The organism is uncultured Methanobrevibacter sp. (genome assembly GCF_937898925.1).
Lineage (GTDB): Archaea > Methanobacteriota > Methanobacteria > Methanobacteriales > Methanobacteriaceae > Methanobrevibacter.
In genome coordinates this window covers 1-26,399 of record NZ_CALDKF010000073.1, presented here as the reverse complement: position 1 = coordinate 26,399, position 26,399 = coordinate 1, and the positions used below count along the sequence as shown (strand labels likewise).

General features: G+C 31.6%; 28 protein-coding genes and 1 tRNA gene. 24 read left to right on the top strand and 5 right to left on the bottom strand.

Features of this window, described 5'->3' with window-relative positions:
• Positions 1-149 precede the first annotated feature (149 nt).
• The 4 genes from Q0409_RS05915 to cbiM all read right to left on the bottom strand — a co-directional run bounded on the left by Q0409_RS05915 (position 150) and on the right by cbiM (position 2,731).
• A complete protein-coding gene (locus tag Q0409_RS05915; protein WP_298536045.1) occupies positions 150-983 on the bottom strand; it encodes an ATP-binding cassette domain-containing protein in 834 nt (277 codons plus the stop codon).
• A gap of 1 nt (position 984) precedes the next feature.
• A complete protein-coding gene (gene cbiQ / locus Q0409_RS05910) occupies positions 985-1,665 on the bottom strand; it encodes a cobalt ECF transporter T component CbiQ (protein ID WP_298536047.1) in 681 nt (226 codons plus the stop codon).
• Between the two features lie 102 nt (positions 1,666-1,767).
• On the bottom strand, positions 1,768-2,055 hold the full coding sequence (locus Q0409_RS05905; protein WP_298536043.1) for an energy-coupling factor ABC transporter substrate-binding protein: 288 nt from the start codon (positions 2,053-2,055) through the stop codon (positions 1,768-1,770).
• A 10-nt stretch (positions 2,056-2,065) separates the two neighbouring features.
• Positions 2,066-2,731 carry a cobalt ECF transporter S component CbiM gene (cbiM, locus tag Q0409_RS05900; protein ID WP_298536041.1) on the bottom strand — a complete coding sequence of 222 codons (666 nt, stop codon included), beginning with the start codon at positions 2,729-2,731 and terminating at the stop codon, positions 2,066-2,068.
• A 437-nt stretch (positions 2,732-3,168) separates the two neighbouring features.
• Between cbiM and Q0409_RS05895 the strand changes: the two genes are divergently transcribed.
• The 7 genes from Q0409_RS05895 (at position 3,169) to tfe (ending at position 7,997) form a co-directional block, all read left to right on the top strand.
• Positions 3,169-3,438, top strand: coding sequence for a HypC/HybG/HupF family hydrogenase formation chaperone (locus tag Q0409_RS05895; RefSeq protein WP_292788497.1), 270 nt, complete (start codon positions 3,169-3,171; stop codon positions 3,436-3,438).
• Between the two features lie 143 nt (positions 3,439-3,581).
• Positions 3,582-4,076, top strand: a complete 495-nt coding sequence (locus Q0409_RS05890; protein WP_298536039.1) for a TIGR00295 family protein — start codon at positions 3,582-3,584, stop codon at positions 4,074-4,076.
• 172 nt (positions 4,077-4,248) lie between these two features.
• Entirely contained in the window at positions 4,249-5,160 is a 912-nt protein-coding gene (locus Q0409_RS05885) for a DUF5591 domain-containing protein (RefSeq protein WP_298536036.1), read from the top strand.
• Positions 5,161-5,414: 254 nt separating this feature from the next.
• Positions 5,415-5,705, top strand: a complete 291-nt coding sequence (locus tag Q0409_RS05880) for an iron-sulfur cluster assembly protein (RefSeq protein ID WP_292788503.1) — start codon at positions 5,415-5,417, stop codon at positions 5,703-5,705.
• 139 nt (positions 5,706-5,844) lie between these two features.
• Positions 5,845-5,919, top strand: a tRNA-Ile gene (locus Q0409_RS05875).
• 216 nt (positions 5,920-6,135) lie between these two features.
• A complete protein-coding gene (locus Q0409_RS05870) occupies positions 6,136-6,639 on the top strand; it encodes an amino acid-binding protein (protein ID WP_298536034.1) in 504 nt (167 codons plus the stop codon).
• A 245-nt stretch (positions 6,640-6,884) separates the two neighbouring features.
• Positions 6,885-7,997 carry a transcription factor E gene (gene tfe / locus Q0409_RS05865; protein ID WP_298536032.1) on the top strand — a complete coding sequence of 371 codons (1,113 nt, stop codon included), beginning with the start codon at positions 6,885-6,887 and terminating at the stop codon, positions 7,995-7,997.
• A 117-nt stretch (positions 7,998-8,114) separates the two neighbouring features.
• Here the strand turns inward: tfe and Q0409_RS05860 are convergent, their stop codons facing one another.
• A complete protein-coding gene (locus tag Q0409_RS05860) occupies positions 8,115-9,017 on the bottom strand; it encodes a coenzyme F420-0:L-glutamate ligase (protein ID WP_298536030.1) in 903 nt (300 codons plus the stop codon).
• 132 nt (positions 9,018-9,149) lie between these two features.
• Here Q0409_RS05860 and Q0409_RS05855 point away from each other — a divergent pair, with 132 nt between their 5' ends.
• From Q0409_RS05855 to Q0409_RS05775, 17 genes are all read left to right on the top strand, one after another.
• Positions 9,150-9,716, top strand: coding sequence for a pyruvate kinase alpha/beta domain-containing protein (locus Q0409_RS05855; RefSeq protein ID WP_298536028.1), 567 nt, complete (start codon positions 9,150-9,152; stop codon positions 9,714-9,716).
• Between the two features lie 294 nt (positions 9,717-10,010).
• Positions 10,011-11,177, top strand: coding sequence for a cell division protein FtsZ (gene ftsZ, locus Q0409_RS05850; RefSeq protein ID WP_298536026.1), 1,167 nt, complete (start codon positions 10,011-10,013; stop codon positions 11,175-11,177).
• 300 nt (positions 11,178-11,477) lie between these two features.
• Positions 11,478-11,657, top strand: coding sequence for a protein translocase SEC61 complex subunit gamma (locus tag Q0409_RS05845; RefSeq protein ID WP_298536025.1), 180 nt, complete (start codon positions 11,478-11,480; stop codon positions 11,655-11,657).
• A gap of 485 nt (positions 11,658-12,142) precedes the next feature.
• On the top strand, positions 12,143-12,634 hold the full coding sequence (locus Q0409_RS05840; RefSeq protein ID WP_298536023.1) for a transcription elongation factor Spt5: 492 nt from the start codon (positions 12,143-12,145) through the stop codon (positions 12,632-12,634).
• Positions 12,634-13,116: a 50S ribosomal protein L11 gene (locus Q0409_RS05835; protein WP_292788259.1), complete on the top strand. Its 483-nt coding sequence runs from the start codon at positions 12,634-12,636 to the stop codon at positions 13,114-13,116. Before Q0409_RS05840 ends, Q0409_RS05835 begins: the two co-directional genes overlap by 1 nt.
• Before the next feature lie 389 nt (positions 13,117-13,505).
• Positions 13,506-14,144 (top strand): 50S ribosomal protein L1, encoded by a 639-nt coding sequence (locus Q0409_RS05830; protein ID WP_292788258.1) that lies wholly within the window; start codon positions 13,506-13,508, stop codon positions 14,142-14,144.
• A gap of 1 nt (position 14,145) precedes the next feature.
• Complete coding sequence (locus Q0409_RS05825; RefSeq protein ID WP_298536021.1) at positions 14,146-15,153, top strand: 50S ribosomal protein L10; 1,008 nt, start codon at positions 14,146-14,148, stop codon at positions 15,151-15,153.
• A gap of 113 nt (positions 15,154-15,266) precedes the next feature.
• Positions 15,267-15,578 (top strand): 50S ribosomal protein P1, encoded by a 312-nt coding sequence (rpl12p, locus tag Q0409_RS05820; protein ID WP_295605727.1) that lies wholly within the window; start codon positions 15,267-15,269, stop codon positions 15,576-15,578.
• Between the two features lie 237 nt (positions 15,579-15,815).
• The gene (locus Q0409_RS05815; RefSeq protein WP_298536019.1) at positions 15,816-17,012 is read left to right on the top strand and encodes an Ig-like domain-containing protein; all 1,197 of its coding nucleotides are present in this window, start codon (positions 15,816-15,818) and stop codon (positions 17,010-17,012) included.
• Between the two features lie 245 nt (positions 17,013-17,257).
• Positions 17,258-17,959 carry a zinc ribbon domain-containing protein gene (locus Q0409_RS05810; RefSeq protein WP_298536017.1) on the top strand — a complete coding sequence of 234 codons (702 nt, stop codon included), beginning with the start codon at positions 17,258-17,260 and terminating at the stop codon, positions 17,957-17,959.
• Between the two features lie 19 nt (positions 17,960-17,978).
• Positions 17,979-18,353, top strand: coding sequence for a zinc ribbon domain-containing protein (locus Q0409_RS05805; protein WP_298536015.1), 375 nt, complete (start codon positions 17,979-17,981; stop codon positions 18,351-18,353).
• Positions 18,354-18,365: 12 nt separating this feature from the next.
• Positions 18,366-19,085 (top strand): alpha/beta hydrolase, encoded by a 720-nt coding sequence (locus Q0409_RS05800; protein WP_298536013.1) that lies wholly within the window; start codon positions 18,366-18,368, stop codon positions 19,083-19,085.
• 248 nt (positions 19,086-19,333) lie between these two features.
• Positions 19,334-22,060 (top strand): alanine--tRNA ligase, encoded by a 2,727-nt coding sequence (gene alaS, locus Q0409_RS05795; protein WP_298536011.1) that lies wholly within the window; start codon positions 19,334-19,336, stop codon positions 22,058-22,060.
• 194 nt (positions 22,061-22,254) lie between these two features.
• Complete coding sequence (gene thiI, locus Q0409_RS05790; RefSeq protein WP_298536009.1) at positions 22,255-23,403, top strand: tRNA uracil 4-sulfurtransferase ThiI; 1,149 nt, start codon at positions 22,255-22,257, stop codon at positions 23,401-23,403.
• A gap of 109 nt (positions 23,404-23,512) precedes the next feature.
• Positions 23,513-24,115 (top strand): DUF998 domain-containing protein, encoded by a 603-nt coding sequence (locus Q0409_RS05785; protein ID WP_298536007.1) that lies wholly within the window; start codon positions 23,513-23,515, stop codon positions 24,113-24,115.
• Positions 24,112-25,233, top strand: coding sequence for a TMEM175 family protein (locus Q0409_RS05780; protein WP_298536005.1), 1,122 nt, complete (start codon positions 24,112-24,114; stop codon positions 25,231-25,233). The genes Q0409_RS05785 and Q0409_RS05780 overlap by 4 nt, the downstream gene beginning before the upstream one ends.
• A gap of 379 nt (positions 25,234-25,612) precedes the next feature.
• Positions 25,613-26,399: fructose 1,6-bisphosphatase (locus Q0409_RS05775; RefSeq protein WP_298536003.1), on the top strand; the 787-nt coding region annotated here is incomplete at its 3' end.

Genomic DNA, 26,399 nt, shown 5'->3' with positions numbered 1-26,399 from the left:
ATAGATGTTTAAAATGAGGGATATTTGTTCTAATAAAAATAATTTTATGTAAAAATAGTGAAAAGTATTATTAATTTCTTCTGGGAGTAATACTTTATGGTATTAAGTTATGAATAATTTTATGATTTAAAAAAAAATTAGTTTTTGAATTATTGCTTATTCAATAATTCTTTGAACTTCTCTTTAGCTTCATCAATTGTTAATGGATAATCGTTTTCCATATCAAATCCTTCTTTTTCAAGGTCATGGAAAAGTGTTGTAACAATTGGGACTTCCAAATTTGCCTGTTCAAGAATTTCAGGTTGTGAAAAGATTTCCTTAGGAGTTCCTTCTGCAATCAAAAGACCATCCACTAAAACGAAAACTTTTTTTGCGTAATCAGGAACTAGATTGACCTCATGAGTTGAGATGATAATTGTAATTCCTTCTTCATTAAGTTCCTTCAACAGTTTGGTCAATGCTGTAACCCCTTGAGGGTCTAAACCTGCAGTAGGTTCATCCAAGACCATTATTTTAGGTCTCATTGCAAGAATTCCTGCAATAGCCACCCTTTTCTTTTGACCTCCACTTAAATGGTGAGGTGCTTTTTTCTCATAACCGCTCATGCCAACACGAGCTAAGCTTTCAGTTACCCTTTTTTGAACTTCTTCCATAGGTAATCCTAAGTTCAAAGGTCCAAAAGCAACATCCTCTTCCACGGTAGGTGCAAAGATTTGGTCATCAGGATTCTGGAATACAATTCCTACTTTCTGTCTAAATTTAAGCAAGGTTTTCTTATCATACTTCAATTCTTCGCCATCAATAAAGACTTGGCCTTCATCAGGTTCATATATACCATTCAAATGAAGGAACAAAGTAGATTTTCCAGCACCATTTTTACCTAAAAGAGCAACCATTTCACCGTCTTCAACTTTTAAACTGACTCCTTTAAGTGCTTGGTAATCCTTATTGTAAGAATATTTGATATTTTTCACTTCTAACATTTTATTCCTCCTTTGGCGGTACATAAACTGGAAGCTCTCCAGCATAACCTCTTGAATCTAAACTATTTTGCAATGTTTCACTTTTATCTAAAGACCTTAAGAATATGTTACTGATAAGATCTGCTAAACATTTCATTGAATTCATATAAGAATTATACCCCATTCTTGTTTTTTGTGCTTTTTGCATTGTATCGATTTCATTAAGAAATATGAATATTGTATTATACATTAAAAGTCCAATTTCAATAAGTATTTTTGGCACTTTCATTGTATCAAGGCAATGGAAAATCTTTGCAATTGGTGTTGTTAGAGCAAGGAAACCTAATGAAGGCAAACATCCCATAACCCTAAAGAATGTGTAAATACCATAATGCCATGAGTCTGTTGTAACAACAATGCCGAATATTCCTGTTTCATAGATAACATCTCCTTTTCCAAAGAAGAATATTAAGAATATACATGTTATTACTAGAAATGCCATTGGAATTGTCAAGAATTTTAAGTATGACCTATAATTGATTTTTGCTATTGCCAATATTACAATAGACATCACAATGAATATAAAAATATCAAAATACAGATTATCCAACGCTAAAGTTACAATTAATAGAATTATTGTTAAAAACAGTTTAAAATAAGGATTTGTTTCACTTAATTCATTATTGTGAGCAATATAATCCATATCAAATTTCATAAAATCACTAAAAATTATTCAATAATTTAAATTTTCAATATTCACTTTTATTAAAAAATTTTAAAAAAAAGAAAAATGGATAAAGAAGAATTATTCTTCTTTACCTTGTCCTCTCCAGTAACCGAAGAAGTAACCAATAATGATTGCTCCTATAGCTGCTTGAAGAGCGAATAATAAACTTTCTATTTCACCACTAGGTGGTTCCCAAATTGATGAGAACCAAGGTTCAAAACCAGATTCTTCAATAGCTTCACCAGCTGCGTCGTCTGCTCCACCAAAGTATCCGTCGTCTTCTCCATGACCACTGAACATAACGAGTGGTGCAATGAACAATATAATACAAACAGCTGCTAAAATTAATAATGTTGATCTTTCCATGTTAATCACCTTATGCTTCATTAGGAGCTAATGCACCTAATTTGTCTAATAATTTTGGTTTGTAAGCTTTTAATCTGTCCCAGATGATTACTGTTAAGATACCTTCACCAATAGCTAATGGTACTTGAGTTACTGCGAAAATAACTAAGAACTTGGTTAATGCTGATCCGAAAGTAGGAGCAGGGAATGCGAAAGCTAATTGGAATGAAGTAGCTACGTAAGTTAATAAGTCACCTAAGAATGCTGCAAAGAAGATTGCAATAGTGGATGAGATATTAGCTTTAGTTAAACCTTTGTATACAATCCAAGCTACGAATGGACCTACAATACCCATTGAGAAGATGTTTGCACCTAAAGTGGTTAATCCACCGTGTGCGAGTAATAAAGCTTGGAATAAAAGTACGATAGTTGCGAGTACAGCAGTTACAGCAGGGCCGAATAATGCTGCACCTAATCCGTTACCACAAGGGTGAGAACAACTTCCAGTAACAGAAGGTAATTTTAAAGATGATAAGATGAACATGAATGCTCCACTTACAGCAAGTAATGCTTTGGATTCAGGGGTTTCATCTACGATTTTTTTAATTTGATAAATACCAAATGCAACGATGATGAATGATATGACGAACCATATGATACACCATGTTAATGGTAAATATCCTTCCATAATATGCATAAATAATTTCCTCCAAATTAATATCAATATAATTGATTAACTTAAAAAATCAAAATTAAATTTATTTTAATTTTTTTAAAGTTATATTGATAAAGTAATTTTTATTCTTTATTATATATAAACTTTTTAGTAATACTTCAAACTATTTTATCAAAAACTAATTATTTTCTAGAAAATAAAAGGATTGCATTTAAATTTCATGTTCCTTGATTTTTAATTTTTGTTTCAATTTTGTTCATTGTTTGTATTTCATTTTTCTTATATTGGATTTTCATGAATTTTTTAATACTTTCACTTATTTTTTAAAAATTAGTTTGATAAAATAAAAATATTTATATAATCTAAAAACTAATAATAAAAATATCAAATAAAAGTGATTTTAATTTAAGATTTTAAATTAATCAATTCATTTAAATAAATAAAAGGAGATGTTGCTAATGTGTATTGCTGCACCAGCTAAAATTGTAGAAATTGACACTGAATCTAACATTTGCGCTGCTGACTTTGGAGGAGTAAGACAAAATGCAAAATTGGATCTTCTTCCAGATGTGGAAATTGGTGATTATGTATTGATTCATGCAGGATATGCTATTGAAAAATTATCTGAAGAAGCTGCGAAGGAATCTTTAGAATCCTGGGATGAATTATTGGAAATGTTAGAAGAAGAAGACAAAGAACGTGAAAAAATGATGAAAGACATGTTATAGTCTTTTTCATTTTCTTTCTATTTTTTAATTTTTATTTGACAATCGATATTTAATTGATTTTATTGTTTAAAAAGTTTTTAAACTAATTTCTTTACTATTTTTAATTGATTTTTTAAAGAATTTTTATCTTAAATCGTGATTATATGGATGAGGAAATAAGATTATTGAAGGAATTAGGTTGTCCTGAATGGGTAATTGAGCATTCCAAAGGAGTTTCAAGAAAGGCATGTGAAATTGCATCCAATTTTGATGATGTTGATATGGAACTTGTAAGGGTTGGAGGATTGTTGCATGATATTGGCAGATCCAAAACCAATTCCATTGAACATGCAGTTATCGGTGCTCAAATACTTAAGGAAAGGGGATATCCTCAAGAGATAATCAATATTGTTGAAAGGCATATCGGAACTGGCCTCACTGAAGAGGATGCAAGACAGTTAGGATTGCCTATAAAGGATTACACTCCTCAAACATTGGAGGAAAAGATAGTTTCCCATGCAGATAATCTATTCAATGGTGCTGATGAAGTGGATGTTGAGTTCACTATTGAAAAGTGGAAAAGGAAATTAGGTGAAAATCATCCATCAATAGAAAAGATCAAGAAGATACATGAAGAGCTAGTTTTAAGATTTGAATAGTTTTTTTTTAATGATATTTTCATTTTTATCAATAATTTATTAATTTATAAAAACTATTTTATAAAAGAAATTTAAATATTAAATTAGAAATTTAAAATTATTAATATTAATATAATTTTATTTTAACAAATTTTTACTTATTTTAGTTTTATAATTTTACACGAGGAAAAGAATGAAAGTTATTTGTTCAAGTGATGAGTCATTATATAGGCCTGAAGTAGTCAGATGGAGAGAGAGGATGGCTATGATGGAACCTTTAGGGGATGTTGTAGTAGCGCTCCCATGCAGTATGAAAAAGCCATACTCCAATTCTCAGTCTCACCAGAAATTCAGAAGGGCTACCAAAGGTTATCAGGAAGTAATCGTAACTTCTCCATTTGGAATCTGTCCAAGGGAATTGGAAAACACCTTCCCAATCCAATCATATGATGTGGCGGTTTCCGGTGATTGGAATGATGATGAGATAAGATTAGCTGGAGAGCTTCTTCGAGATTATGTTGGAGACAAGCCTGTAATCGCAAATGTTGAAGGAGGCTATGAAGAGGTTTGTCGTGAGTATTTGGATAACTGCACCTACGTATGTGACGGTGGCAGGCCTACCTCTCCACAATCCATTTTTAACTTAAGGGAAGAACTTAAGAAATACCCTAAAACAAAACATAGGGATAGAGTGTTGAATGAGCTTAGATCTGTTGCCAAATACCAGTTTGGTGCGGAAGCTGAAGCAATGATCACTGATGATGTTGTTGCTAAAGGAAGATATCATAGAACCCTTTATTCCAATGGAAAGACAGTTGCTCTTCTAAATAGGGATGTTGGATTATACACCCTTAACCTTGAAGGTGGAAGACGACTTGCTGAACTTGGCATTCATGTAGTTGAAATAGACTTTGACTTAAAGACAAACTCATTGTTTGCTCCAGGAATTGTAAATGCAGATCCAAGCATTCTTCCTAAGGATGAAGTCGTTGTCGTTAGAAATGATGAAGTTGTGGGTGTTGGAAAAGCTGTCTTGACTGGTCGTGAAATGACTGAATTAAGAAATGGTATTGGTGTAAAGATTAGGCACAGAAAGAAAAACTAATTACTCTTTCTTTCATGTCTTGAAAAAAATAAAAATAAAATAACAAAATAAAATAATTAAATAAATTAAGTTTTATTTATTTAATATTTATATACATATTTTTATTATTATTGATAAGTTTAAATATAATTAAAACAATAGTTATATTATTAACTTTTTGTTAGGAAATAAAATTTTAAATTTTATTCTTATCACTAATTTAATTAAACAATTATTAAAAAAACAATTATTTAAAAAAATATTGAGGAGATAAAATGTCTGAAGAATTAGCACTTGCTGTAAAAGATGCAGTTTCTGTAGTAAACGACCCTCACATGGGCGTAAGTATTGTAGAAATGGGTATTGTACAATCTATTGCAATTGAAGGTTCAACTGCTGAGATTGTAATTAAACCTACCAACCCAGGTTGTATGAGTGTTACCCGTATAGCTGCTCAAGCTAAAGCTGAAGCTTTAAAAGTTGAAGGAATCGATAAAGTTAAACTCATCATTGAAGGTCACGTAATGGCTGACTCTCTTAATGAGATGCTTAACAAAGATAATTAAGTTTTTTAAACTTAATTACTCTATTTTTTATTTAAAATTTTCTTTGAATTTTAAGATTTCAGTTTTATTCAAAATCTTTTCTAACAAAAGATTTATATATTAGATTACATATAGTTAATAATACTTGTATTTGTTATATAGGCTAGTGGCACAGCCTGGTCAGCGCGCACGGCTGATAACCGTGAGGTCCTGGGTTCGAATCCCAGCTAGCCTACTTCTAATTTTACTTATTTTTTCAAATTTTTACACTTACTGACAACTCTATCGTCTTTTTTAGATTTTTTTAAGTTTCTTTTTTTAGATATTTTTTTATTTTATATTAAAGCTAAATTTTATCAATGCTATTTTCTAATGTACATTTTTATGTATTATTATACATTTATATACTTAAAAGTACAATATATTATTAGAGAAAAATCTTGGTGATACCATGTGGGAAAGTTTAAATCTAAAATTTAGTAAATATCCTGCAAGAATGGCTGTAGCTCAAAAGATGTTTGAGTTAGGCTTAAGAATAAGTGAAGATGGTAAGATATATTGTGGTGATTTGAAGATAAGTGACTCTGCTTTGGCAACAGCTGCAAATGTTGATCGTAGAGTGATTAAATCCACTGTTGATGTCATTATTGCTGATGAGGGGTTATATGAAATATTCTCAAATATCATTCCAGCAGGAACCTTAATTAAAAACATTGCAAAAAGCTTGAATTTAGGTGTTATTGAAATCGAAGCTGGTGAAAAAAGCGATGGTGTTTTAGCAGAAGTTGCTTGGATCATGAGCAAGCATAATATAAGCATTCGTCAGGCTTATGCAGGAGACACCCAATTGAATACAAATCCTGTTTTGACAATCATTACAGAAGACCCTATTCCTGGGGAACTTCTAAATGAATTCATCAAAGTGGAAGGGGTTTTAAAGGTTTCAATTTTATAACAATTTTTCTTAACTTTTTCTTTTTTTATTTTTTTCTAATTTTTAAAATTCTTCTAACTTTTTTTATTTTTTCATTAATTTTTTACTATTTTTTATATAAAAACATTAAATTTATAATATAGTGTGTATATAAATATAGATATAATGTAATTTATTAAATCATTTACTATAATATTAACCATTAAGTAATTTTTTTAATTTAGTTTTGATTTAAAATTTAAATATTTATAAGGAAGACTATTATTATGTTAAGAGATCCAATTATTCAAAATTTATATCCGGAAATTTTTGAATTCGAAGAAGCTGTAGATGTTATCGGATGTCTTAAAGAATGGCCTAAGAGTAGATTATGCGATGATAAGGCTATTGCTAGAAAAACTAAAATAGATATTAAAACAGTTAAAGATATTCTTAAATTGCTTGAAACCAATAACTTCGTTTACAATATAAAAGTCAACGAGGTTTGTATAAAAATCATTAAACACTTTAGATCTGGAAAGCTTAGCCATGAAGAGATAGCTAAAAAAGTCAAAATGGATTTGGAAATTGTAGACCAATTCATTGAAGAAAACGAATCTCTTCTTTTGGAAACTAAAAAGACTTATTCCCAACAAACCTTAAAAACATTGAATGATAATTTAAATGCTTTGATTAAGGGAGAGAAAAAGGAAGAAAATGAAGAAGAAGCAGAGGATAAAAAAGAAGATGCAAAAGCTGAAGAAGTTAAAGAAGAATCCTCTGATGATGATAAAAAGGTCATGAATGAAGATAAGGAGTCTGATGAAGTAGTTGTTAAGGAAGCTGTTGAAGAGACTTCTGAAGAAGAAAAACCTGCTAAAAAATCAAAAGCTAAAAAGCCTAAAAAGGAAAAAGCTAAAAAAAGAGCAGTTAATCAGAAATTCTGGTATCTTACATTTGATGAAATCATCGATTGCCTTAAGAATGGATACACTACAGATGAAGAGATTTCTGAAAGGACCAACTGTAAGCTAAACATTGTAAGAAAGATTCTTTACAAATTATATGACATGCGTTTAGCAAGCTATAAGAGAGATAAGGATAAGGAAACTCAATGGTACACTTACGATTGGAGATTCAATGAAAATGAGTATAAAAAATTGGAATTTAAATTAGCAAGTTCTGAACTTAAAAGATTAAATTCTGAATTGGAATATGAAGAGAACAATATGTTCTTCGTTTGTCCAAATGGACATTACCGTCTTGACTTTGAAGACGCTTCAACTGTTGAATTCATATGTCCAGAATGTGACCTTGATTTGGAATTTGAAGATAATCAAGAAAAAATAGATAGTAAAAAAGAAGAAATTAAAATTCTTGAAGATATAATTTCAGGATAATTTCTATCTTTTCATTTTTTTTATTTTTTTAACTATTTTTTATTATTTTTAATTGCTATTTAATTATTTCTAGTTTTTTAATTTTTTAATTATTTTAATATTTTTATATTTTAATCATTATTCTATTTTTCTAATTAGGACTGCTGGTGTATGAATGATGGAATCTAATGATTCTACAGTAACTTCATGAGTGTCAGAATCCAGCACGTCTTTTACGCTGTAGATAGTTTCCATTGCAGTGGATAATGATTTCTGATAATCTTCAGCAACATTAGCTATTTCAATCGCTTCATCAACATCTATCTCTCTTGAACATCCTAACGGAGTTGATCCCAAGTTTTCTGAAAGCTGTCCTAATGTGTATCCGAAAACTCCCTTGTCAGCTTCAATTCCTGGAATGGCTATTGGAAGTCCTGTGAAGTATTTGTTTCCTCTTCTGTATGTTGCATCAGTGTCAATGATTAATGTTGTTATTGTATTGTTGGTTTTGTTTTTTATGTCTTCAGTTATTTCCTTCGCTACCTTTTCTGGGTTTTCCGGAAGGAGTGAGACACATGTTCCAGGAGCATTGCTTAAATCGATTCCAGCTTCTGAAGCAGGTTTCAATGCATGTTTCCAACCATATAACTGTAATACTACCTCTTTATGTCTTTTGGATTCCTCTGGAAGTTTTCTTAAATTCTTAATGGTTCTTTCCTTGATTCCAAGAATAGGTCCAAGAACATATCCCCAGAAGTATTTGCTCCAGTATGTAGCCAAGAATGTTGCCTTAAATGATGGTGTGTAATCCGCTTCGTCAACCAATCTTCCTTGAGAAACAGAGATTGGGGTTTCTGCAATGACTAAGTAATCCCCTTCATTTGCCAATTTGGAGATGTCCTCTATCATGAAGTCTATGCTTTCATTAGGTTTGATGTAATGTGTTTCAATAGGGATGACCTTATATCCCTTGATTTCAACATACTTATATTTTTGACCTTTCTCTGTTTCTGCTTCTTTATATGTTGGATTGGTTGTCATGGTATCTCAATAGTTAATTCGATTAATAGTATAATTTTATATTAGTAAATATATAATTATTATTGTATAAACTTATAGAATTTTTTGAATTTATATAATTTTTAATTTCACATTATTTATAGGAGAATTTTTATGGAAAAAGCAATCACTTATTTTGAAAAACCAGGCATTGAAAATACTGATGATCTTATTGGACTTGTTAAGGAAAGATTGGAAGGCTCTGACATTAAGTATGTAGCTATTGCATCCTCTACTGGTGCAAGTGCATTAAAGCTTAACGAAGCATTGAAGGACATGGATGTAATCATTGTAAACTGTTCCCACCATGTAGGTTTCAAGGAAGCGAATAAGGCACAAATGGATGATGAAACCAGAGCAAAACTTGAAGATGAAGGAATTGTAACATTTATGGGATCACATGCATTAAGTGGTGTTGGTAAAAGCATTTCCAAGAAATTTGGAGGGGCAACTCCTGTGGAAATCATTGCAGCAACCTACAGAACATTCTGTCAAGGAATGAAAGTTTGTGCAGAAATCTCTATCATGCTTGCTGATGCAGGATTGATTCCAGTAGGTGAAGAGATAATAGCTATTGGTGGAACAGGTCATGGAGTGGACACTGCTGTTGTCATGACTGCAGCTAATATGACTAACGTATTTGACATGAAATTCCATGAAATCGTAGCTATGCCAAGATAGGCATAATTTAGTTAAATTAGTTTTAATCAATTAAAACTTTTTATTTCCTTATTTATTCAATTTAATGGGTAATGGTTATATACTATAAAATCAATAATAAAAATACTAATTTAAAAATAGTTTTTGAAATTAGATTTAAAAATTAATTAGAAACAAATTTAAAAATTTTGTAAATTTTTAGTAATATTTCATTTACATTTAAATATTACTTTAAACATATTTAATAAATAATAGTAAATAATTTATACTTATTAGAAATAATTTTTAAATTAATAAAATTTGTGGGGTTTACTCGTGAAATTTATAGATGATGCAATTAAAGGATCAGAAGAAACCATTGAAAATTCTGCTCCTAAAAAATCAAACGATGATTTAGACGAAGAATTGTTAAAAATCATTAGTGAAAGCCAAGCTAACATTATTGTAGTTGGTACTGGTGGCGCAGGAAACAATACCATTTCCAGATTAAATGAAATTGGTATTGAAGGTGCAAAAACTATTACTGTAAATACTGATGCTCAAGATTTATTCTACAGTACTGCTGATAAAAAATTACTTTTAGGCAGACAAACTTGCGGCGGTCTCGGTGCTGGTGGAGAACCTACCATCGGTGAAGAATCCGCTGAAGAAAGTGAAGAAGACATTAGAGAAGAATTAGAAGGCGCTGACATGGTATTTGTTACTTGCGGTCTTGGTGGAGGAACCGGTACTGGTTCTGCACCTGTAATTTCCAAAGTAGCTAAAAAAGCTGGCGCTTTAACTGTTGCTGTAGCAACCATGCCGTTCTCTGCTGAAGGTGTAAAAAGAAGAGAAAATGCAGAAATCGGTTTAGAAAAACTTCAAGAAAATGCAGATACTGTAATTGTTATTCCTAATGACAAATTATTAGAAGTTGCTCCTAACCTTCCTTTAAACAAGGCTTTCATGGCTTCAGATGAAATCTTAGGAAGAGCTGTTAAAGGAATCACTGAATTAATTACTAAGAAAGGTCTTGTAAGTTTAGACTTCGCTGATATCAGAAGCATTATGAGCGGTTCTGGAATGGCTATGATTGGTATGGGTGAATCTGAATCTGGTGACAGAGCTATTGAATCTGTACATGAAGCATTAAGCAGCCCATTATTAGACATTGACATTTCCAATGCTAAAGGCGCTTTAATTAACATTTCAGGTAGTTCTGACTTAACCTTGAATGAAGCTGAAAAAATCGTTCAAATTGTTGGTGACAGATTAGATCCAGAAGCTAACATCATTTGGGGAGCTCAAATCGATGAAGACTTACAAAACATGATAAGAACTACCATTGTTGTTTCTGGTGTAAAGTCCCAATATACCATCGAACCTAAAAACGATGATTTCGAAGAAATAGACATCGATGATGACTTTGAAGGAACTGTTTTAGGACAAACTGAAGATGCTCCTGCAGATCCTTTAGATGAGTTCTTAGATGGCATATTCTAAATCCCAGCTTTTCCGCTCCTACGGAGCGCAAAACCTGGACCAAAATTCTTTTCACTCTTATGAGTGAAACTCTTTTTTCTTTTTTTAGTTTAATTTTAAATTTTTTTAATTTTTTACAATTTTATTTTTGCTATTTTTTTTAAATTTTTATCATGATTTTTTAATATTTTCATGCAAAACTTTATTAATGTAATAAAATAAAACATATAATATTATTATAAATTAAGATTAAATTAAATCAAAGTTAAATTAGTTTTAATTAAGATTTCGATTAATTTAACTTTTATGTAGGGATTTTCTATGGACATTAAAGAAACTACTAGTGATTTTATAAAACAAAGTAAAAGAGTATTAAAAGTAGCTAGAAAACCAGATCGTGAAGAATACTTTAATTTTTCCAAAGTTACTGCAATAGGTATTGCAATTATTGGTGTAATTGGTTTTATCATTGTTTTAATAGGCCAATTATTAGGTTTATAATTTTTTAGATCTTTATTTTCTTATAATTTTATAAATTTTAATTTTTATAAATTTTTTAAAATTTATTAGCTATTTTTTAATCATTTTTTTAATAACTGGCTTCAGTTATTAAAACTCTTATTTTTGTAATTTTTTCTTTTTGAAACTACAAAAATTGAAACATTTATATATTATAAATAATATATATATTCTTATTATATGAATCTAATTTTATTTATTTTACTTTAAAATTCATATTTTCTTAAATTTAAATTGTAGATTTTAATCTATAAATTATTTAATTTTGTTGATTTCTTCAAAATTCAAATAATTGCTGCTGTTTTGTAATTTTACAAAAAATAGATTAGAATTGAAAGAAAGTGCTTCTATATGGATATTTAAATTAAGGGAAATAATAAAATTTTACTTTATATAACTATCAATTTAATCTATAAATTTATTATAAATTATAAAAAATTATAAATATTAATTATAGGTGAATTTAAATGGAAGATAATAAAAATTCCATATTTGCTCTTAAAACATCAGCAGGTCAAGAAAGAAATGTTGCAAGACTTTTAGCGATGAAAGCGGACAAGCCTGGAGTAGATATTAAATCAATCGTGGTGCCGGAATCATTAAAAGGTTATATTATAGTCGAATCTGCAACCAACCTTGACATGAAGAACCCTGATATGAAGGTTCGTCATTTAAGAGGTATTGTAGGTGCTAAAAAAGATGGGACTATAGATGCAAGCAGTCAAATAACCTTGGAAGAAGTTAAAAAATTCTTGAAACCACAACCTATCATTTCTTCAATACAAAAAGGAAGTATTGTCGAACTTGTTTCAGGTCCTTTCAAAGGTGAAAAATCTAAAGTTGTCCGTTTAGATGAATCTCGTGAAGAAGTAGTTCTCGAGTTAATTGAAGCAGCAGTTCCTATTCCTGTTACTGTTAAAGCTGATCAAATTAGAATTATTAAAAAGGAGGCTGACTAATGGCTAAAGATACAGTTGAAGTTCTTCTCGAAGGTGGAACAGCTACTCCTGGACCACCATTAGGCCCTGCAATTGGACCTTTCGGTGTTAATATGATGCAAGTAGTTGAAGAGATCAATAAAAAAAGTGCTGATTTCGCTGGTATGAAAGTACCTGTAATAATCACTATCGACAGCAGCACTAAAGAATTTGAAATTGAGATTGGTACTCCTCCAACAACTGCACTTATTATGGATGAACTTAGCATTGAAAAAGGTGCTCATGAACCTGGTGCTGAAGTTGCAGCAGATTTATCTGTAGAGCAAGCATTCAAAATTGCAAGAATGAAATTCGATTCATTACTCGCAAATGATTACAAAGCAGCAACCAAAGAAATTATGGGTACTTGCGTAAGTATGGGTATTACCGTTGACGGTAAAGATCCTAGAGATGCTCAAAAAGCAGTTGATGCTGGAGAGTACGATGATATTTTAGTAGAATAGACTTGCTGTTCTAGTAAGATACTTACTAATGCTTAAAATTCAATTAAAATTTAATTCAAATATTATACTTAATATATTATTTATTTAAGTGATTAATTTGCATGATTGAATTTAATTATAAATTAGATTATTAAAATTTATGTTTATAACTTTCTTAATCTATCTTCTTAATTTAATATCAACAGCTAATTATGATAAATAGATAATATTTATTCACTTAAATGTAAATGATATTGAAATTGTATTGTCTTACTTGTTCTAGGATAATGTGGTTTCAATTGATATATTAAAAGGAATCTAAAGATTTTATAAATGCTTTTTAAAGATTTTATTTAATTTGAAGATTTCTCGTAAAAATTCCAAATGAACAAAGTTCATGGAGGATATATATGACACAAGAGATTATTGATGCGGTGAAGGAGGCAAAAGAACAAGCTAAGCCGAGAAACTTCACTCAATCCATTGATGTTATCATTAACCTCAAGGATTTAGATGTCAGAAAACCAGAAAACAGATTTAGCGAAGAAGTAGCTCTTCCTAATGGCCGTGGCAAAGAGATCAAAATCGGAGTCATCGCTGATGGGGAATTAGCTCTTGCTGCTAAAAATGCTGGTGTAGATGTCGTGATTTCCAAAGAAGATTTACAAGAATTTGGTAAAGACATTAAAGCTGCTAAAAAAGTAGTTAATTCTGTCGATTCATTTATCGCACAAGCTGATATGATGCCACTTGTAGGTAGGTTCTTAGGTCGTATTTTAGGACCTCGTAACAAAATGCCTAAACCGGTACCAGCTAGTGCAAGAATTGAACCATTGCTTGAAAGAACTCAAGCTACCATTAAAGTAGGTGTTAAACAACAACCTTCTATTCAAATCTTAGTTGGAACTCAAGATATGGATGACGAGAAGTTAGCTGAAAATATTGAAGCTGTTCTTGCAGTATTAGACCGCAATTTAGAAAAAGGAAGAAACCAAATAAAATCCATGTATATTAAAGCGACAATGGGTTCAGTAGTGAGGGTGATCTAAGATGGCTCACGTTGCTGAATGGAAAAAAGAAGAAGTTAATGAACTTAAAGGTTTAATCGAATCTGCAGAAGTTGTAGGTATTGTTAACTTATTAAACATTCCTGCTAGACAATTACAAGAAATGAGAAAAACTCTCGCAGGAAAAGCAACTATCAGATTATCTAAAATTAACCTTATGAAATTAGCTTTAGAAGATTGTGATAATGAGAAAGCTAACATTACTGGGCTTTCTGATTTTATGGAAGGTCAACCTGCACTTGTATGTACTGACATGAATCCTTTCAGATTGTACAAAATATTAGAAGACAGTAAAACATCTGCTCCTGCAAAAGCTGGCGCAACTGCTCCTGATGATATTGTTGTACCTGCTGGAGACACTGGATTCCCACCAGGTCCGTTCCTTGGTGACTTACAACAAATAGGTGTACCTGCTAAAATCGACAAAGGAAAAATTGTAGTTTCTAAAGATACTGTTGTAGTAGAAGCTGGAGAAGAAGTTTCTAAACAAGTAGCAGCTGCTTTAACCAGAATGGATATCAAACCTATGGAAGTAGGTATGGATCTTAAAGCTGTATATGAAGACGGTTCTATCTTTAAAGCAGACGTATTAGCTATTGACGAAGAAGAAACTATTGCAGATATTCAAACTGCATTTACTAAAGCATTTAACTTATCTGTATTTAGTGCTTTCCCAACTAGCCAAACTATTTCAACTATTATCAGTACTGCTCATACCAAAGCATACAATGTTGCTATTGAGGGAGCTTTCCTTACAGACAAGACTTCTGATATGTTAATTGCACTTGCAAACGCTAAGATGTTAGCATTAGCTGGTGAATTATCTTCTGACGCTATCGATGATGAGATTGCTAATAAATTAGCAAATGTTGCAGTAGCAGCAGCTCCTATCGTTGAAGAAGCAGCAGAAGAAGAGGAAGTTGAAGAAGAGGAAGAAGAAGATAAAAGTGAAGAAACTGCAGCACTTGGATTAGGTGCTTTGTTCGGTTAGATAAAATTTAAAATTTATACTTTTTAATTTAAAAAACACAAGATTCAATATAAAAAACTAATATGTATTGGATTTTTAAAAAATAAATTATTATAACAAAAAACGGTGATAACATGGAATATATTTATGCGGCAATGATTTTGCACACCACAGAACAAGATATTAATGAAGAAAATGTAACTAAAATCTTAGAAGCAGCTGGCGCTGATGTAGATGAATCCAGAGTAAAAGCTTTAATCGCAGCATTAGAAGATGTTGATATTGAAGAAGCTATGGAAACTACCGCTATGGCAGCAGCTCCTGCAGCAGCAGCTCCTGCAGCTGAAGCAGCAGCAGAAGAAGAGGAAGAAGAAGAGGAAGAAGAAGAAGACGAAGAACAAGCAGCTGCAGCAGCAACCGCTGGTTTAGGTGCTTTATTCGGATAGATTCTTTTCTATCCTTCATTTTTCTTTTTTTTTAAACAATTTTTATTGTTCGTATTTTATTTAACTATTTTTTACTCTATTTTTTTTTATTTTTTGTATTGTTTTTTATTGTTTTTTCTGATCATTTTTATAATATTCTTTTTTTACAATTTTTATTTTTTAAATTATTAAAACCAATAAAAAAATTTTAAATAAAATAATCTTAAAAATATAATTAATAACAATTGAGTTGAAATTATGAAGATGAAATTTAAGGAAATAAGCATTATATTTTCATTATTATTTATTTTATTGATTTCATTGGCAGTTGTTTCTGCTGAAGAGATTTCAGATTCTGAGGATTTGTCTTTGTATGATAATTCAGAATCCATAAATAATGAATATGATAACGATTTTAATTTAGAAGCTGTTGAATCTGATTCTGTGAATCAAGACTCTAATCTAGATGATGAAATTTCTGATGTCTTGGAGTCTAGTGTTCCAGAAACAGACATTTCACAAGCATCTGATGAAATATTAAGTCAGAATCAGGAAAGCAGCAATATAATCAGTGCTGAAAGCAATGGTTATTCAATTTCCGTAAAAAATATTTCAGCTAATGAAGGAACTACTGTAAATATCGTTGCAAATGTATATAAAGACAATAATCCTGTATCTGGTGGCTATGTGCTCTTTGGGCTATGGACAGCTAATGGAAGTCCTGTTGAAGAAATTAAAGAGGTTAGCAATGGTCAGGCAGTATTGAACATTAAATTGCCTAAGTCTTCTGAACTTTCTGCATACAATTGGATCTGTTTAGCGGAGTATTTTGATGAGAACAATGAGTATCAGACAAATGCTTCTTTTTTAGTTCAGATAAAGAAAATTTATTCAACTGAAATATTGGCAAGCAATATTTTAGGTAAAATGGGTAAGAAGGTCACTCTTGTTGCCAATGTCTATGATGAGGATGGGTATAAAGTCAATGTAGGTACAGTTACATTTACTGTAAACGGCAAATCCTATAAAGTGGCTGTAAAAAACGGAAAAGCTTCAAAGACCATCACTTCCCCATTTGTAGGAATTTATAATGTTAAAGTAGCATACAAAGGTGTCGATAATTATAAATCCAGCAAAGGCAACTTTAAATTAGGTTCAGATTTAAGAATCAAGACTGTTTACTATAAGACTATGAATGTTAAAAAAGGAGCTAAAAAATATTTTAAAATGACTTTAACTAATTATTTCACTAATAAACGTTTGAAATACTTTAAAATGAAATTAAAAGTTAAAATCAATAAGAAAACTTGGAAAACCTACACAGTTAAATCTAATTCTAAAGGAATCATAAAATGGTCCACTAAAAAATTAGCTAGAGGTACCCATAGTGTTAAAATTAAGTCTGCATATAAAAACTTTTCATTTAATTTGAAATCAAAAATAATTGTCAGATAAACATTTTTTAGTTTAGGATTTTTCTTTAAAATTTCTTTTTTCTTTTATTTTTATTACTTTTTTATTCTTTATTACTTTTTTATTCTTTATTACTTTTTTCTTCTTTTCTTTTTCACTTTTCTATTTTCTATCTTTTTCATTTTTTCTATTCTAGCATATTATTTTTCATAGATTCTATTAACTTTTCAAAATCTATATATGCTTATATGAATAAAGTATTACTTAGTAAATAGGGAGGTGTAATTGTGGTATTTTGTCCTAATTGTGGGGCTGAAAATGCAGATTCCGCAAAGTTCTGTAAGCAATGCGGTCATGCATTAGGAGCAAATCGTCCAATAAAAGACAATTATGTAAATACTGGAATTGATCCATCTGATAGGGTAAATGACAATTCAAATTTAAGTTCCAACAATAATTCAAATTCCAAATCAGATAATAAAAACTTAATAATAATCTGCTTAACCATTGTCATCTGTGCACTTTTAATTGCAGGTGCTATGGTGATGTTTTCAAATGGCAATGCAAATGATGATTCTGATGCTCTTTCAGATTCTGCATCATTGAATTCAGGTTCCGTTGATAATGCTTCTGATATGGAAACAAGCACTCAAGCTACTCAAGAGTCTTATCCAACCATTCAAAGCGGTAGTTTCTCAACAGGAAGTTCGGCGTCAGATAAGACATATTGTAATGTTTATGTCGGGTCTGAACATGCTGGAGAGAAAGTGAAAATAAGCGTCTTGTACAGTTATAATGGATATGCATTGAATCAAGGAAAAGTTGTTCCTAAAACCGTAAGCAGTGATGGTTACGTAAAGGTTGCAAGTGCAAGTGCATTGGATTACTACCCTGATGATGCATATATTACATTGTATGACAATGACGGAAATGTTTTAGATACAAAAGAAATTTATTTGAATACAAATAGTGGAAAACAAACATTCTAATTGACTTTAGGGGAAAAATATGAAATGTCCAATTTGCGGATGCGAGAATCCGGATGATTACAAGTTCTGTCATGATTGTGGAAGTCCTTTGAACTTTACAGAATCAATTGATGACTTAACTGATGAATTGAATAACTTAGATGATTTCCCATCTTTAGACAGCAAAAAGCTAATCATTATAGGCTATATAATAGCTATCCTATTTGGTTGGGGTAGCTTTATTCTTAGCTTTTTCTTGGGATCATACGGATTTGTAGGATTCATTGGATTATTTTTTCCAGGGTTCATGTTGAATAGCAAAGACTCAAATATTAGAAAGCATGCATACATCCAATTGGCAATCATGCTAAGCGGAATTATTTTCACTGTCATGTTTTTATTTAGATGGTTTTAGAAGCTGATTTATATGAATAAAAAAATTAAAATTGCATTGTATATTTTCTTAGCTTTAATTATATTCGTTGGATGTTTTAGCATTTGGTATGTGAATAATTATTCTCATGCAGACCCAAGTGTAAATGCCTACTTGAATGGAACAGAGAATGTATCAGTTGAAAAAGTGGAAAAGGGATTATTCCTGGATGGTCCCGGAAATGATAATGCATTGATTTTTTATCCTGGTGCTAAAATTGAATACATATCTTATCTTCCTTTGTTCATGGATTTGGCGAATGATGGGGTGGATTGCTTTATAGTGGAAATGCCTGGAAATTTAGCGTTTTTAGGTGGTAACAGTGCGGATTCGATTATAGGCAATGGTAATTATTCTTATGATGGATGGTACATTTCAGGCCATTCTTTAGGTGGAGTAATGGCTTCTTCCTATGCAGTTACCCATAAGGATGAAATCAATGGTTTGATACTTCTCGCATCTTATCCTGTAGATGATTTGGGAAATATGCCTGTCCTTTCAATCTATGGTTCCAATGATAAAACATTGAATAAGGAAACATATGATGAATCCAAGAGCTTGATGGACAATAATTTAACAGAATATGTAATCAGTGGTGGAAATCATGCTCAATTCGGATCCTATGGCAATCAATCTGGTGATGGGATAGCGACTATCTCTCCAGAAAATCAAAGAGATCAAACTGAAAAGGCAATTTTGGATTTCATTTATTAGCTTTAATTCTTTTTATTTTATTCTATTTTTTATTTTTTTTATTTTTTTCAATTCTATTAAAATTTCCTTATTTAATTCTATTTTTATACAAACTATTTAATAGTTTAAAAACATATATAATTTTATTATGAAATAAATATTCAACTATTTATTAAACTAATACAATTAATAATACAATTATTAATAATGCAATTAACTTATTCAAACAAAAAAATATTTTTTAAAAACAACGATTAAAACTGATTATTATGCTTAAAATATTCGAAGATTTAGGATATAAAAAACAAATATGTAAAACATGTGGCAATGAGTTTTACTCTCAAGTGGATAGAGACACTTGTGGGGATGCTCCATGTGACGAATATGGATTTATTGGAAATCCTGCAACTGACAAGCCATATGATTTATATGAAATTCAAGAAACTTTTAGAAATTTCTTAAAAAATGAAGGCCATGAACCTATACCTCGTTATCCAACTTTAGCAAAAAGATGGAGAGATGACGTATTTTTAGTGGGTGCTTCAATATTTTGTTTCCAACCATGGATTACCTCTGGTTTAGTTGAACCTCCAGCTAATCCTCTTGAAGTTGAACAGCCATCCATCCGTCTTAACGATGTGGATAATGTAGGAAGAACAGGAAGGCACATGACTTGCTTTACAATGGGTTCACATACTGTAATCAATAAGCCTGATAACTTCATCTACTGGGAAGATGAAACAATCAGACTTTGTCATGAGTTCTTCAAATCAATTGGAATCAACACTGAAGAGATCACTTTCATCAAATCCTGGTGGAAAGGTGGAGGTAACGAAGGTCCATGTTATGAAGTGTGCTGTCGTGGTGTAGAGCTCGCTACACTTGTTTTCATGCAATACAAAACACTTGAAAACGGTGAAAGGGAAGAAATCCCTATTAAAGTGGTTGATACCGGTTACGGTTTAGAGAGAATTGCATGGATTTCACAAGGAACTCCAACTGCTTATGATGCATGTTTTGCTCCTGTAGTGGACAAGCTTAAGGAAATAACCAATGTTGAAGTCAATGAGGATATTTTAGCTAGAAATGCAGAAATTGCAGGTATGATGGATATTGAGGATATCGGTGATATCAGAGAGCTTCGTCAGCAAGTGGCAGACAGCTTAGACATTTCACTTGAGGAATACTTGAAAAATGCAGAGCCAATGGAAGCTATTTATATCATTGCAGACCATACAAGATGTTTAGCATTCATGTTAGCTGATGGAATCATCCCATCAAATGTTAAGGAAGGTTACCTTGCAAGACTTGTCTTAAGAAGAACAATCCGTTTCATGAAAGAGTTGAAGATGGAAGAGTCATTATCTGACATTATGGAAATCCAATTGGATTTCTTGAGAAAGTTCTATCCTGAAATCGACGAATCCCAAGAGCATATCATGAATATCATCAACCTTGAAGAGGAAAGATATGCAAAAACCATTGAAAAAGGTAAAAAGACTGTTAAAAGAACAATCAAACGTCTTAAAAAAGAAGGAAAAACTTCTATGCCTTTAGAAACATTAATAGACTTATACGATGCTCAAGGTATGCCTCCGGAAACCGTTGAAGAAATGGCAAGCGGAGATAAGGACTTTGAAGTATTTGTTCCTGATAACTTCTTCACAATTGTTGCAGATATGCACGAAGAGGATAAGGTTGCTAAAAAAGAGACTTTAAATCTTGATGTTCCAGAAACTGAACTTGACTTCTACAAGGACATTTATCAAAAGGAATCTGACGGAAGGATCATTGAAGTCATTGAAAAAGGAGATACAGTCAATGTTATCCTTGATAGGACAATCTTCTACCCTGAAGGCGGAGGTCAGCCATCAGATATAGGTATAATGTCCATTGATGGCAAAATCTATGAAGTTACTTATGCTGAAAAATTGAATAACATTGTATTGCATCATATTGCAATTCCTAAGGATAGCGATAAAGAGACTTTATTGTCCACTCTTAAAGGATATATTGGAACTGAAGTTCATATGGCAATCAACTGGAACAGAAGGATCACTTTAGCAAGACATCACACAGGTACTCACTTGGTGATTGCAGCTGCAAGAAAAGTTTTAGGCCAACACATTTGGCAAGCAGGTGCACAAAAAGGTCTTGCTCGTTCACGTATAGACTTGTCCCATTACAAGCGTATCACCCAGGAAGAGCTTAATGAAATTGAAAAATTGGCAAATGAATATGTGATGATGAATATTGATTTGGATATCAATTGGTTAAGCCGTGATGATGCAGAGAAAGAATATGGATTCACCTTATACCAAGGAGGGGTTGTTCCTGGTTCCCAAATCAGAGTTGTAAGGATTCCTGGAATTGATGTACAGGCTTGTGCAGGTACTCACCTTGACAGAACCGGTGAAGTGGGTCCAATCAAGATCAATAAGACTGAAAGGGTTCAAGATGGTGTAGAAAGAATTGATTTCTCAGCAGGACTTGCAGCTATTGATTCAATCCAAGCAGATAAGGAAATCCTACGGGAAAGTGCAGGCATATTCAGCGTAACCAACGAGCAATTGCCTAAGACCTGTGACAGATTCTTTAGCGAATGGAAAGCTCAAAAGAATGAAATCGCTAAATTGCAAAAGGAAATCGCTGAATTGAAAGTCAGCACCTTAGCTGATAATGCAATCGAAATCAATGGCTTGAAAGTTCTTAAGGAAATCATTGATGGGGATATCAAAGAGCTTCAAAAGATTGCTACTGATTTCACTGACAATGATAAGGCAGATGTTGTCTTCATCGGTAACAATGAAGGTAAAATCGTTGGAGCCGCTACTAAGGACTGTGGAATTCAAGTGAATGGCATCATTAAGGAAGCAGCTTCATTGCTTGGAGGCGGCGGTGGTGGCCGTCCTAACTTAGCTCAAGGAGCGGGTCCTAATGCAGATAAAATGCCAGAAGCTTTGGATTTAGCTATTGAACTTTTAAATAAAAATTAATTAATTATTTAATTATTTTTTATTTTATTTTTTTTATTATTTTTATAACAATCGTTATATTTATAAACTATAAATTAAATATATAGAAAGATAAAGATATAATTAGAGAAAATATTTTATTGACTAACCTATCATATTTTATGAATTATTCTTTATTCCAATTTATTTTAAATTTTTAATTATTGAGGTATTTTATGAAACATGATTTAATCATTGCCCGTTATGGTGAATTGGCTTTAAAAAGTGACGGGGTTAGAAAAAGATTTGAAAATCGTTTAGCAAATAATATAAGAGCATCAATTGATGCAGAAGTTAAAGTAAGACAAGCAAGAATATATATTTCTCCAAAGGATTTTAATGATGCAATTGAAAAGCTTGAGAGAATATTTGGTATTGTATCTTATTCTCCAGCTGTTACAACAAAATCCACTTTTGAGGATATTGAAAGGGATGTATCAAAGTATGCAGAAAAACTTCACGAAGAAGGACTTTTAGATGAGAACACTAAATTTGCCATTAGCTGCAGAAGGGTTGGAAATCATGAATTTTCATCTCAGGAAATGGCAGCTTTTGCAGGTGCAGTTGTAGTGCGCAAATACTCCTCTCCTGTTGATTTAACAAATCCTGAACTAACTATCTATCTTGAAGTAAGGGATAATGACACTTATATTTTTCATGAGAAAATTCCTGGTCCTGGAGGATTGCCCCTTGGAACTCAGGGAAAGGTTGTTGCACTTGTTTCAAGCGGTATAGATTCTCCTGTAGCTACCTATTTAATGATGAAAAGAGGTTGTCAAGTAATTGCATTATTCTGTGATAATGACCCTTATACAACCCCAGAAGCACTTAAGAACTTCAATGACTTGATAGATCAGTTAAATCTTTATGCAAGTGGTGCCCCTATTAAGAGAAGGGTAGTCAAATATGGAGATTATCTCTCCACCTGCAAATCAGATGCTCCAGATAAGATGACCTGTGTATTATGCAAATCAGGAATGTATAAGCTTGCAGGAAAACTTGCCAAGAAAATGCATGCTGAAGCGGTAATTGATGGAAGCAGTCTTGGGCAGGTAGCTTCTCAAACACTTCCGAATATACTTGCAACACGTGAAGATCTTGATGTTCCTGTTTTAAGTCCACTTATTGGTCTTGATAAGGTAGAGATTACAAGAATTGCTGAAAAGATTGGAACCTTTGAAATCTCTAAAAGAGATGATGGAGGATGTAAGGCAGTTCCTAAATATCCTGAAACTAAAGCCGATTTGGAATTGGTAAAACAAGTGAAAGAGGATATGAATCAAGAGGAACAATTAGAAAAAGCTTTTAATACTATAGAATATTAATTTATTCTATTTTATTATCTTAATTATCTTTAATTATCTTAATTATTTTTATTATTTTAATTTTTTTATCTTTTATTTTTATTTTTATTTATTAATCAGGGAGTTTTATATGAAATCTAAAATTGCAGGCATTGTTTTTATTTTAGGTAGTTTATACTATCTCTTGGCTGAAGCCATTAGTGCATTTTCATTCAATGACTTGTTGACTAATACATATCTTTTTCATACAATTTCAGAACTGGGAATTCCTAACATCAATTCTCCATTAGCCTTTCTGATGAATTCTGCATTTGTAATTATTGGTTTAACTTTCATATTCGGTAATTTCTACAAATTAAAGGATTTCATTATAAAGAATAAGGTTATTTTCTATATTTTAACTATAGTTTCAGCTATTGGAGTGATAATTGTTGCTATGATTCATGCAGGAAATCCTGTAACTGACGGTTATCATAGCTTAGGTGCCATAATGGCTATTCTTGGAGGTAACCTATTGCTCATTATCATGTCAAGGTCTATGGATAAGTTTGAAACCTATCAAAAAATCACTTTAGCATTGGGAATCATTGGATTAATCGCATTTTGGATAATGTTCTTTAATATGGAAAGCCTTTACATGCCAATATTTGAAAGATTATCCGTTTATACCTTGATTATTTGGAGTTTTATCAGTGGAGTTTATTTATTAAGAAATACAAAGGTATATTTATGAATACAAACAGATTTGAAACATTTTTTGATGCAGTTTTAGCAATTATCATAACAGTTTTAGTGTTGAAATTAACTCAACCGGCATCCCCTACATTAGGGGCTGTTTTAGCATTGAATGCAAGGTTCATTACCTATGCTATTTGTTTTTTAGTGATTTTTATCATTTGGTATGATAATCATAATCTGTTTCAGATCGTTGAAGAGATAGACCATAAGGTTTTGTCAATATATGCTGTTCAAATATTTGCAATAAGCCTTCTTCCTTATTTTGCAACATGGGTGGCCTTGCATATTAACTCTATTGCAGCAGAAACAATGTATGGGATTGTTTTCCTTGCAATAGATATTTTGTATATTATTTCAATCAATGCTATTTATAGGGCAAATCCTTATAACACTGAATTAGGCCAATCTAATTTTATAAGCGTTTACAGTTACATTCCTATAGCAATAATGATTTTAGGATTTGTTCTCACTTATACAGTCTACGTGCCTGGAATCTATATTTGCGTTCTGCTTTCTGTTATATGCTGGCTAATATTTTCAAGACTGAAAAGCCCGGATAACGGTAGCACTGATAGATTTGAAGCTTTCATTGACGCAATCATTGCAATCATAATTACAATAATCGTGCTTGAGATTCCTATGGTGGCAAACGGATCATGGGATGCATTCTTTGAAATCAAATTGGAGTTTATAGTTTATGCTGTAAGTTTTATGGTATGCTTTAATTTCTGGAATTACAACAATCATCTTTTTAGCATTGTCAATAAGGTAAATTCCAGGGTTATTTGGATAATTGGTGTTGCATTGTTCCTATTGTCATTAATTCCATATCTGACTGTATTTGTAAGTTTTAATCCTGATTCATTCTTCCCTAGCTTTTTATATGGATTGGACTTTGTCTTGATAGTCTTCACTTCACTCATAAATACAAAGGCTTTGAAGGATTCGGATCCTGCAAATATAGCGTTGCAAGTGGCTTTGGAAGACAATAAACCTCTTCTTGCAATGGTGATATTGGTATTTATTGGAATGATTATTGGATATTTCGTTTATCCTTTAGCTGTTGTCATAGCATGTTTAGTTTCCATAATCACTATGTGGATACTAACTTAAATGGCACAGATGCTATTTTATTTTCTATTTTTTTAATCTCATTTTTGGATTTAAAATATCTGATATGCCCATTAAATCATAATTATTATATATAATATAAATCAAAAATAATAATGTATATTAAATAACTTAAGAAATTGTTTCGATTTCCAGTTATTTAAAAGTATTTAGTTTGATTAATAATTTAATTATTTTATATTAGCTATTAATTCAAGTAATTAATTATTATAACGATTAGTTATTAATGAATAATTATTTTTTAATAGTTAATTGCTATAATAGTTAATTATTGTTCTTATATTATGAATTAAAGCTAAATATGTACTGCTATTGACTAAAGTGTGTGAATAGTAAATTTTTATTACAGAGGTGTTTTAAGATGAAAACTACTGTTAGTGTTATCAAAGCAGATATTGGAAGTGTTTCTGGACACTGTGTATCACATCCTGCATTAATGGAAAAATGTGATGAAGTATTATCCGGTGCTTTAGAAACTGGTATTCTTGAAGATTATTATATAACCCGTTGTGGTGACGACATTGATTTAATCATGACTCACAGAAACGGTGAATTAAACGAAGAAGTTCACAAAACTGCATACGATGCTTTCCTTCAAGCAACTGAAATTGCAAGAGACTTAAAATTATACGGTGCAGGTCAAGACTTATTAACTGACACTTTCTCTGGAAACGTAAAAGGTATGGGTCCAGGTTGTGCAGAAATGGAATTCAAAGAAAGAGGAAGTGACCCTGTAATTGTTTACTGTATGGACAAAACCGAACCAGGTGCTTTCAACTTACCTATCTTTAGAATCTTTGCAGATCCATTCAACACTGCTGGTCTTGTAATTGACCCAAGCTTACATGATGGATTCAGTTTTGAAGTGTTCGATGTAATGGAACACAAAAAAGTAATTTTAGACTGTCCTGAAGAAATGTACGACTTACTTGCTTTAATCGGTTCTACCGGCAGATACGTAATTAAAAGAGTATTCAAGAAAAACGGTGAAATCGCAGCTGCAGTAAGTACTGACAAATTGAACATGTTAGCTGGTGAATATGTAGGTAAAGATGACCCTGTAGCTATTGTAAGAGCTCAATCCGGTTTCCCTGCAAACGGTGAATGTGTAGAACCATTTGCATTCCCACACATGGTAAGTGGATGGA

What these genes read in the sequence shown, in the direction of transcription:
- Q0409_RS05885 (WP_298536036.1), top strand. Translation starts at nt 4,249, where the DNA reads ATGAAAGTTATTTGTTCAAGTGATGAGTCATTATATAGGCCTGAAGTA.
- alaS (WP_298536011.1), top strand. Translation starts at nt 19,334, where the DNA reads ATGCTTAAAATATTCGAAGATTTAGGATATAAAAAACAAATATGTAAA.
- cbiQ (WP_298536047.1), bottom strand. Translation starts at nt 1,665, where the DNA reads ATGGATTATATTGCTCACAATAATGAATTAAGTGAAACAAATCCTTAT.
- thiI (WP_298536009.1), top strand. Translation starts at nt 22,255, where the DNA reads ATGAAACATGATTTAATCATTGCCCGTTATGGTGAATTGGCTTTAAAA.
- tfe (WP_298536032.1), top strand. Translation starts at nt 6,885, where the DNA reads ATGTTAAGAGATCCAATTATTCAAAATTTATATCCGGAAATTTTTGAA.
- Q0409_RS05860 (WP_298536030.1), bottom strand. Translation starts at nt 9,017, where the DNA reads ATGACAACCAATCCAACATATAAAGAAGCAGAAACAGAGAAAGGTCAA.
- Q0409_RS05805 (WP_298536015.1), top strand. Translation starts at nt 17,979, where the DNA reads ATGAAATGTCCAATTTGCGGATGCGAGAATCCGGATGATTACAAGTTC.
- cbiM (WP_298536041.1), bottom strand. Translation starts at nt 2,731, where the DNA reads ATGCATATTATGGAAGGATATTTACCATTAACATGGTGTATCATATGG.
- Q0409_RS05880 (WP_292788503.1), top strand. Translation starts at nt 5,415, where the DNA reads ATGTCTGAAGAATTAGCACTTGCTGTAAAAGATGCAGTTTCTGTAGTA.
- Q0409_RS05915 (WP_298536045.1), bottom strand. Translation starts at nt 983, where the DNA reads ATGTTAGAAGTGAAAAATATCAAATATTCTTACAATAAGGATTACCAA.
- rpl12p (WP_295605727.1), top strand. Translation starts at nt 15,267, where the DNA reads ATGGAATATATTTATGCGGCAATGATTTTGCACACCACAGAACAAGAT.
- Q0409_RS05905 (WP_298536043.1), bottom strand. Translation starts at nt 2,055, where the DNA reads ATGGAAAGATCAACATTATTAATTTTAGCAGCTGTTTGTATTATATTG.
- Q0409_RS05780 (WP_298536005.1), top strand. Translation starts at nt 24,112, where the DNA reads ATGAATACAAACAGATTTGAAACATTTTTTGATGCAGTTTTAGCAATT.
- Q0409_RS05890 (WP_298536039.1), top strand. Translation starts at nt 3,582, where the DNA reads ATGGATGAGGAAATAAGATTATTGAAGGAATTAGGTTGTCCTGAATGG.
- Q0409_RS05870 (WP_298536034.1), top strand. Translation starts at nt 6,136, where the DNA reads ATGTGGGAAAGTTTAAATCTAAAATTTAGTAAATATCCTGCAAGAATG.
- Q0409_RS05840 (WP_298536023.1), top strand. Translation starts at nt 12,143, where the DNA reads ATGGAAGATAATAAAAATTCCATATTTGCTCTTAAAACATCAGCAGGT.
- Q0409_RS05855 (WP_298536028.1), top strand. Translation starts at nt 9,150, where the DNA reads ATGGAAAAAGCAATCACTTATTTTGAAAAACCAGGCATTGAAAATACT.
- Q0409_RS05785 (WP_298536007.1), top strand. Translation starts at nt 23,513, where the DNA reads ATGAAATCTAAAATTGCAGGCATTGTTTTTATTTTAGGTAGTTTATAC.
- Q0409_RS05835 (WP_292788259.1), top strand. Translation starts at nt 12,634, where the DNA reads ATGGCTAAAGATACAGTTGAAGTTCTTCTCGAAGGTGGAACAGCTACT.
- Q0409_RS05895 (WP_292788497.1), top strand. Translation starts at nt 3,169, where the DNA reads ATGTGTATTGCTGCACCAGCTAAAATTGTAGAAATTGACACTGAATCT.
- Q0409_RS05845 (WP_298536025.1), top strand. Translation starts at nt 11,478, where the DNA reads ATGGACATTAAAGAAACTACTAGTGATTTTATAAAACAAAGTAAAAGA.
- Q0409_RS05800 (WP_298536013.1), top strand. Translation starts at nt 18,366, where the DNA reads ATGAATAAAAAAATTAAAATTGCATTGTATATTTTCTTAGCTTTAATT.
- Q0409_RS05830 (WP_292788258.1), top strand. Translation starts at nt 13,506, where the DNA reads ATGACACAAGAGATTATTGATGCGGTGAAGGAGGCAAAAGAACAAGCT.
- Q0409_RS05825 (WP_298536021.1), top strand. Translation starts at nt 14,146, where the DNA reads ATGGCTCACGTTGCTGAATGGAAAAAAGAAGAAGTTAATGAACTTAAA.
- Q0409_RS05815 (WP_298536019.1), top strand. Translation starts at nt 15,816, where the DNA reads ATGAAGATGAAATTTAAGGAAATAAGCATTATATTTTCATTATTATTT.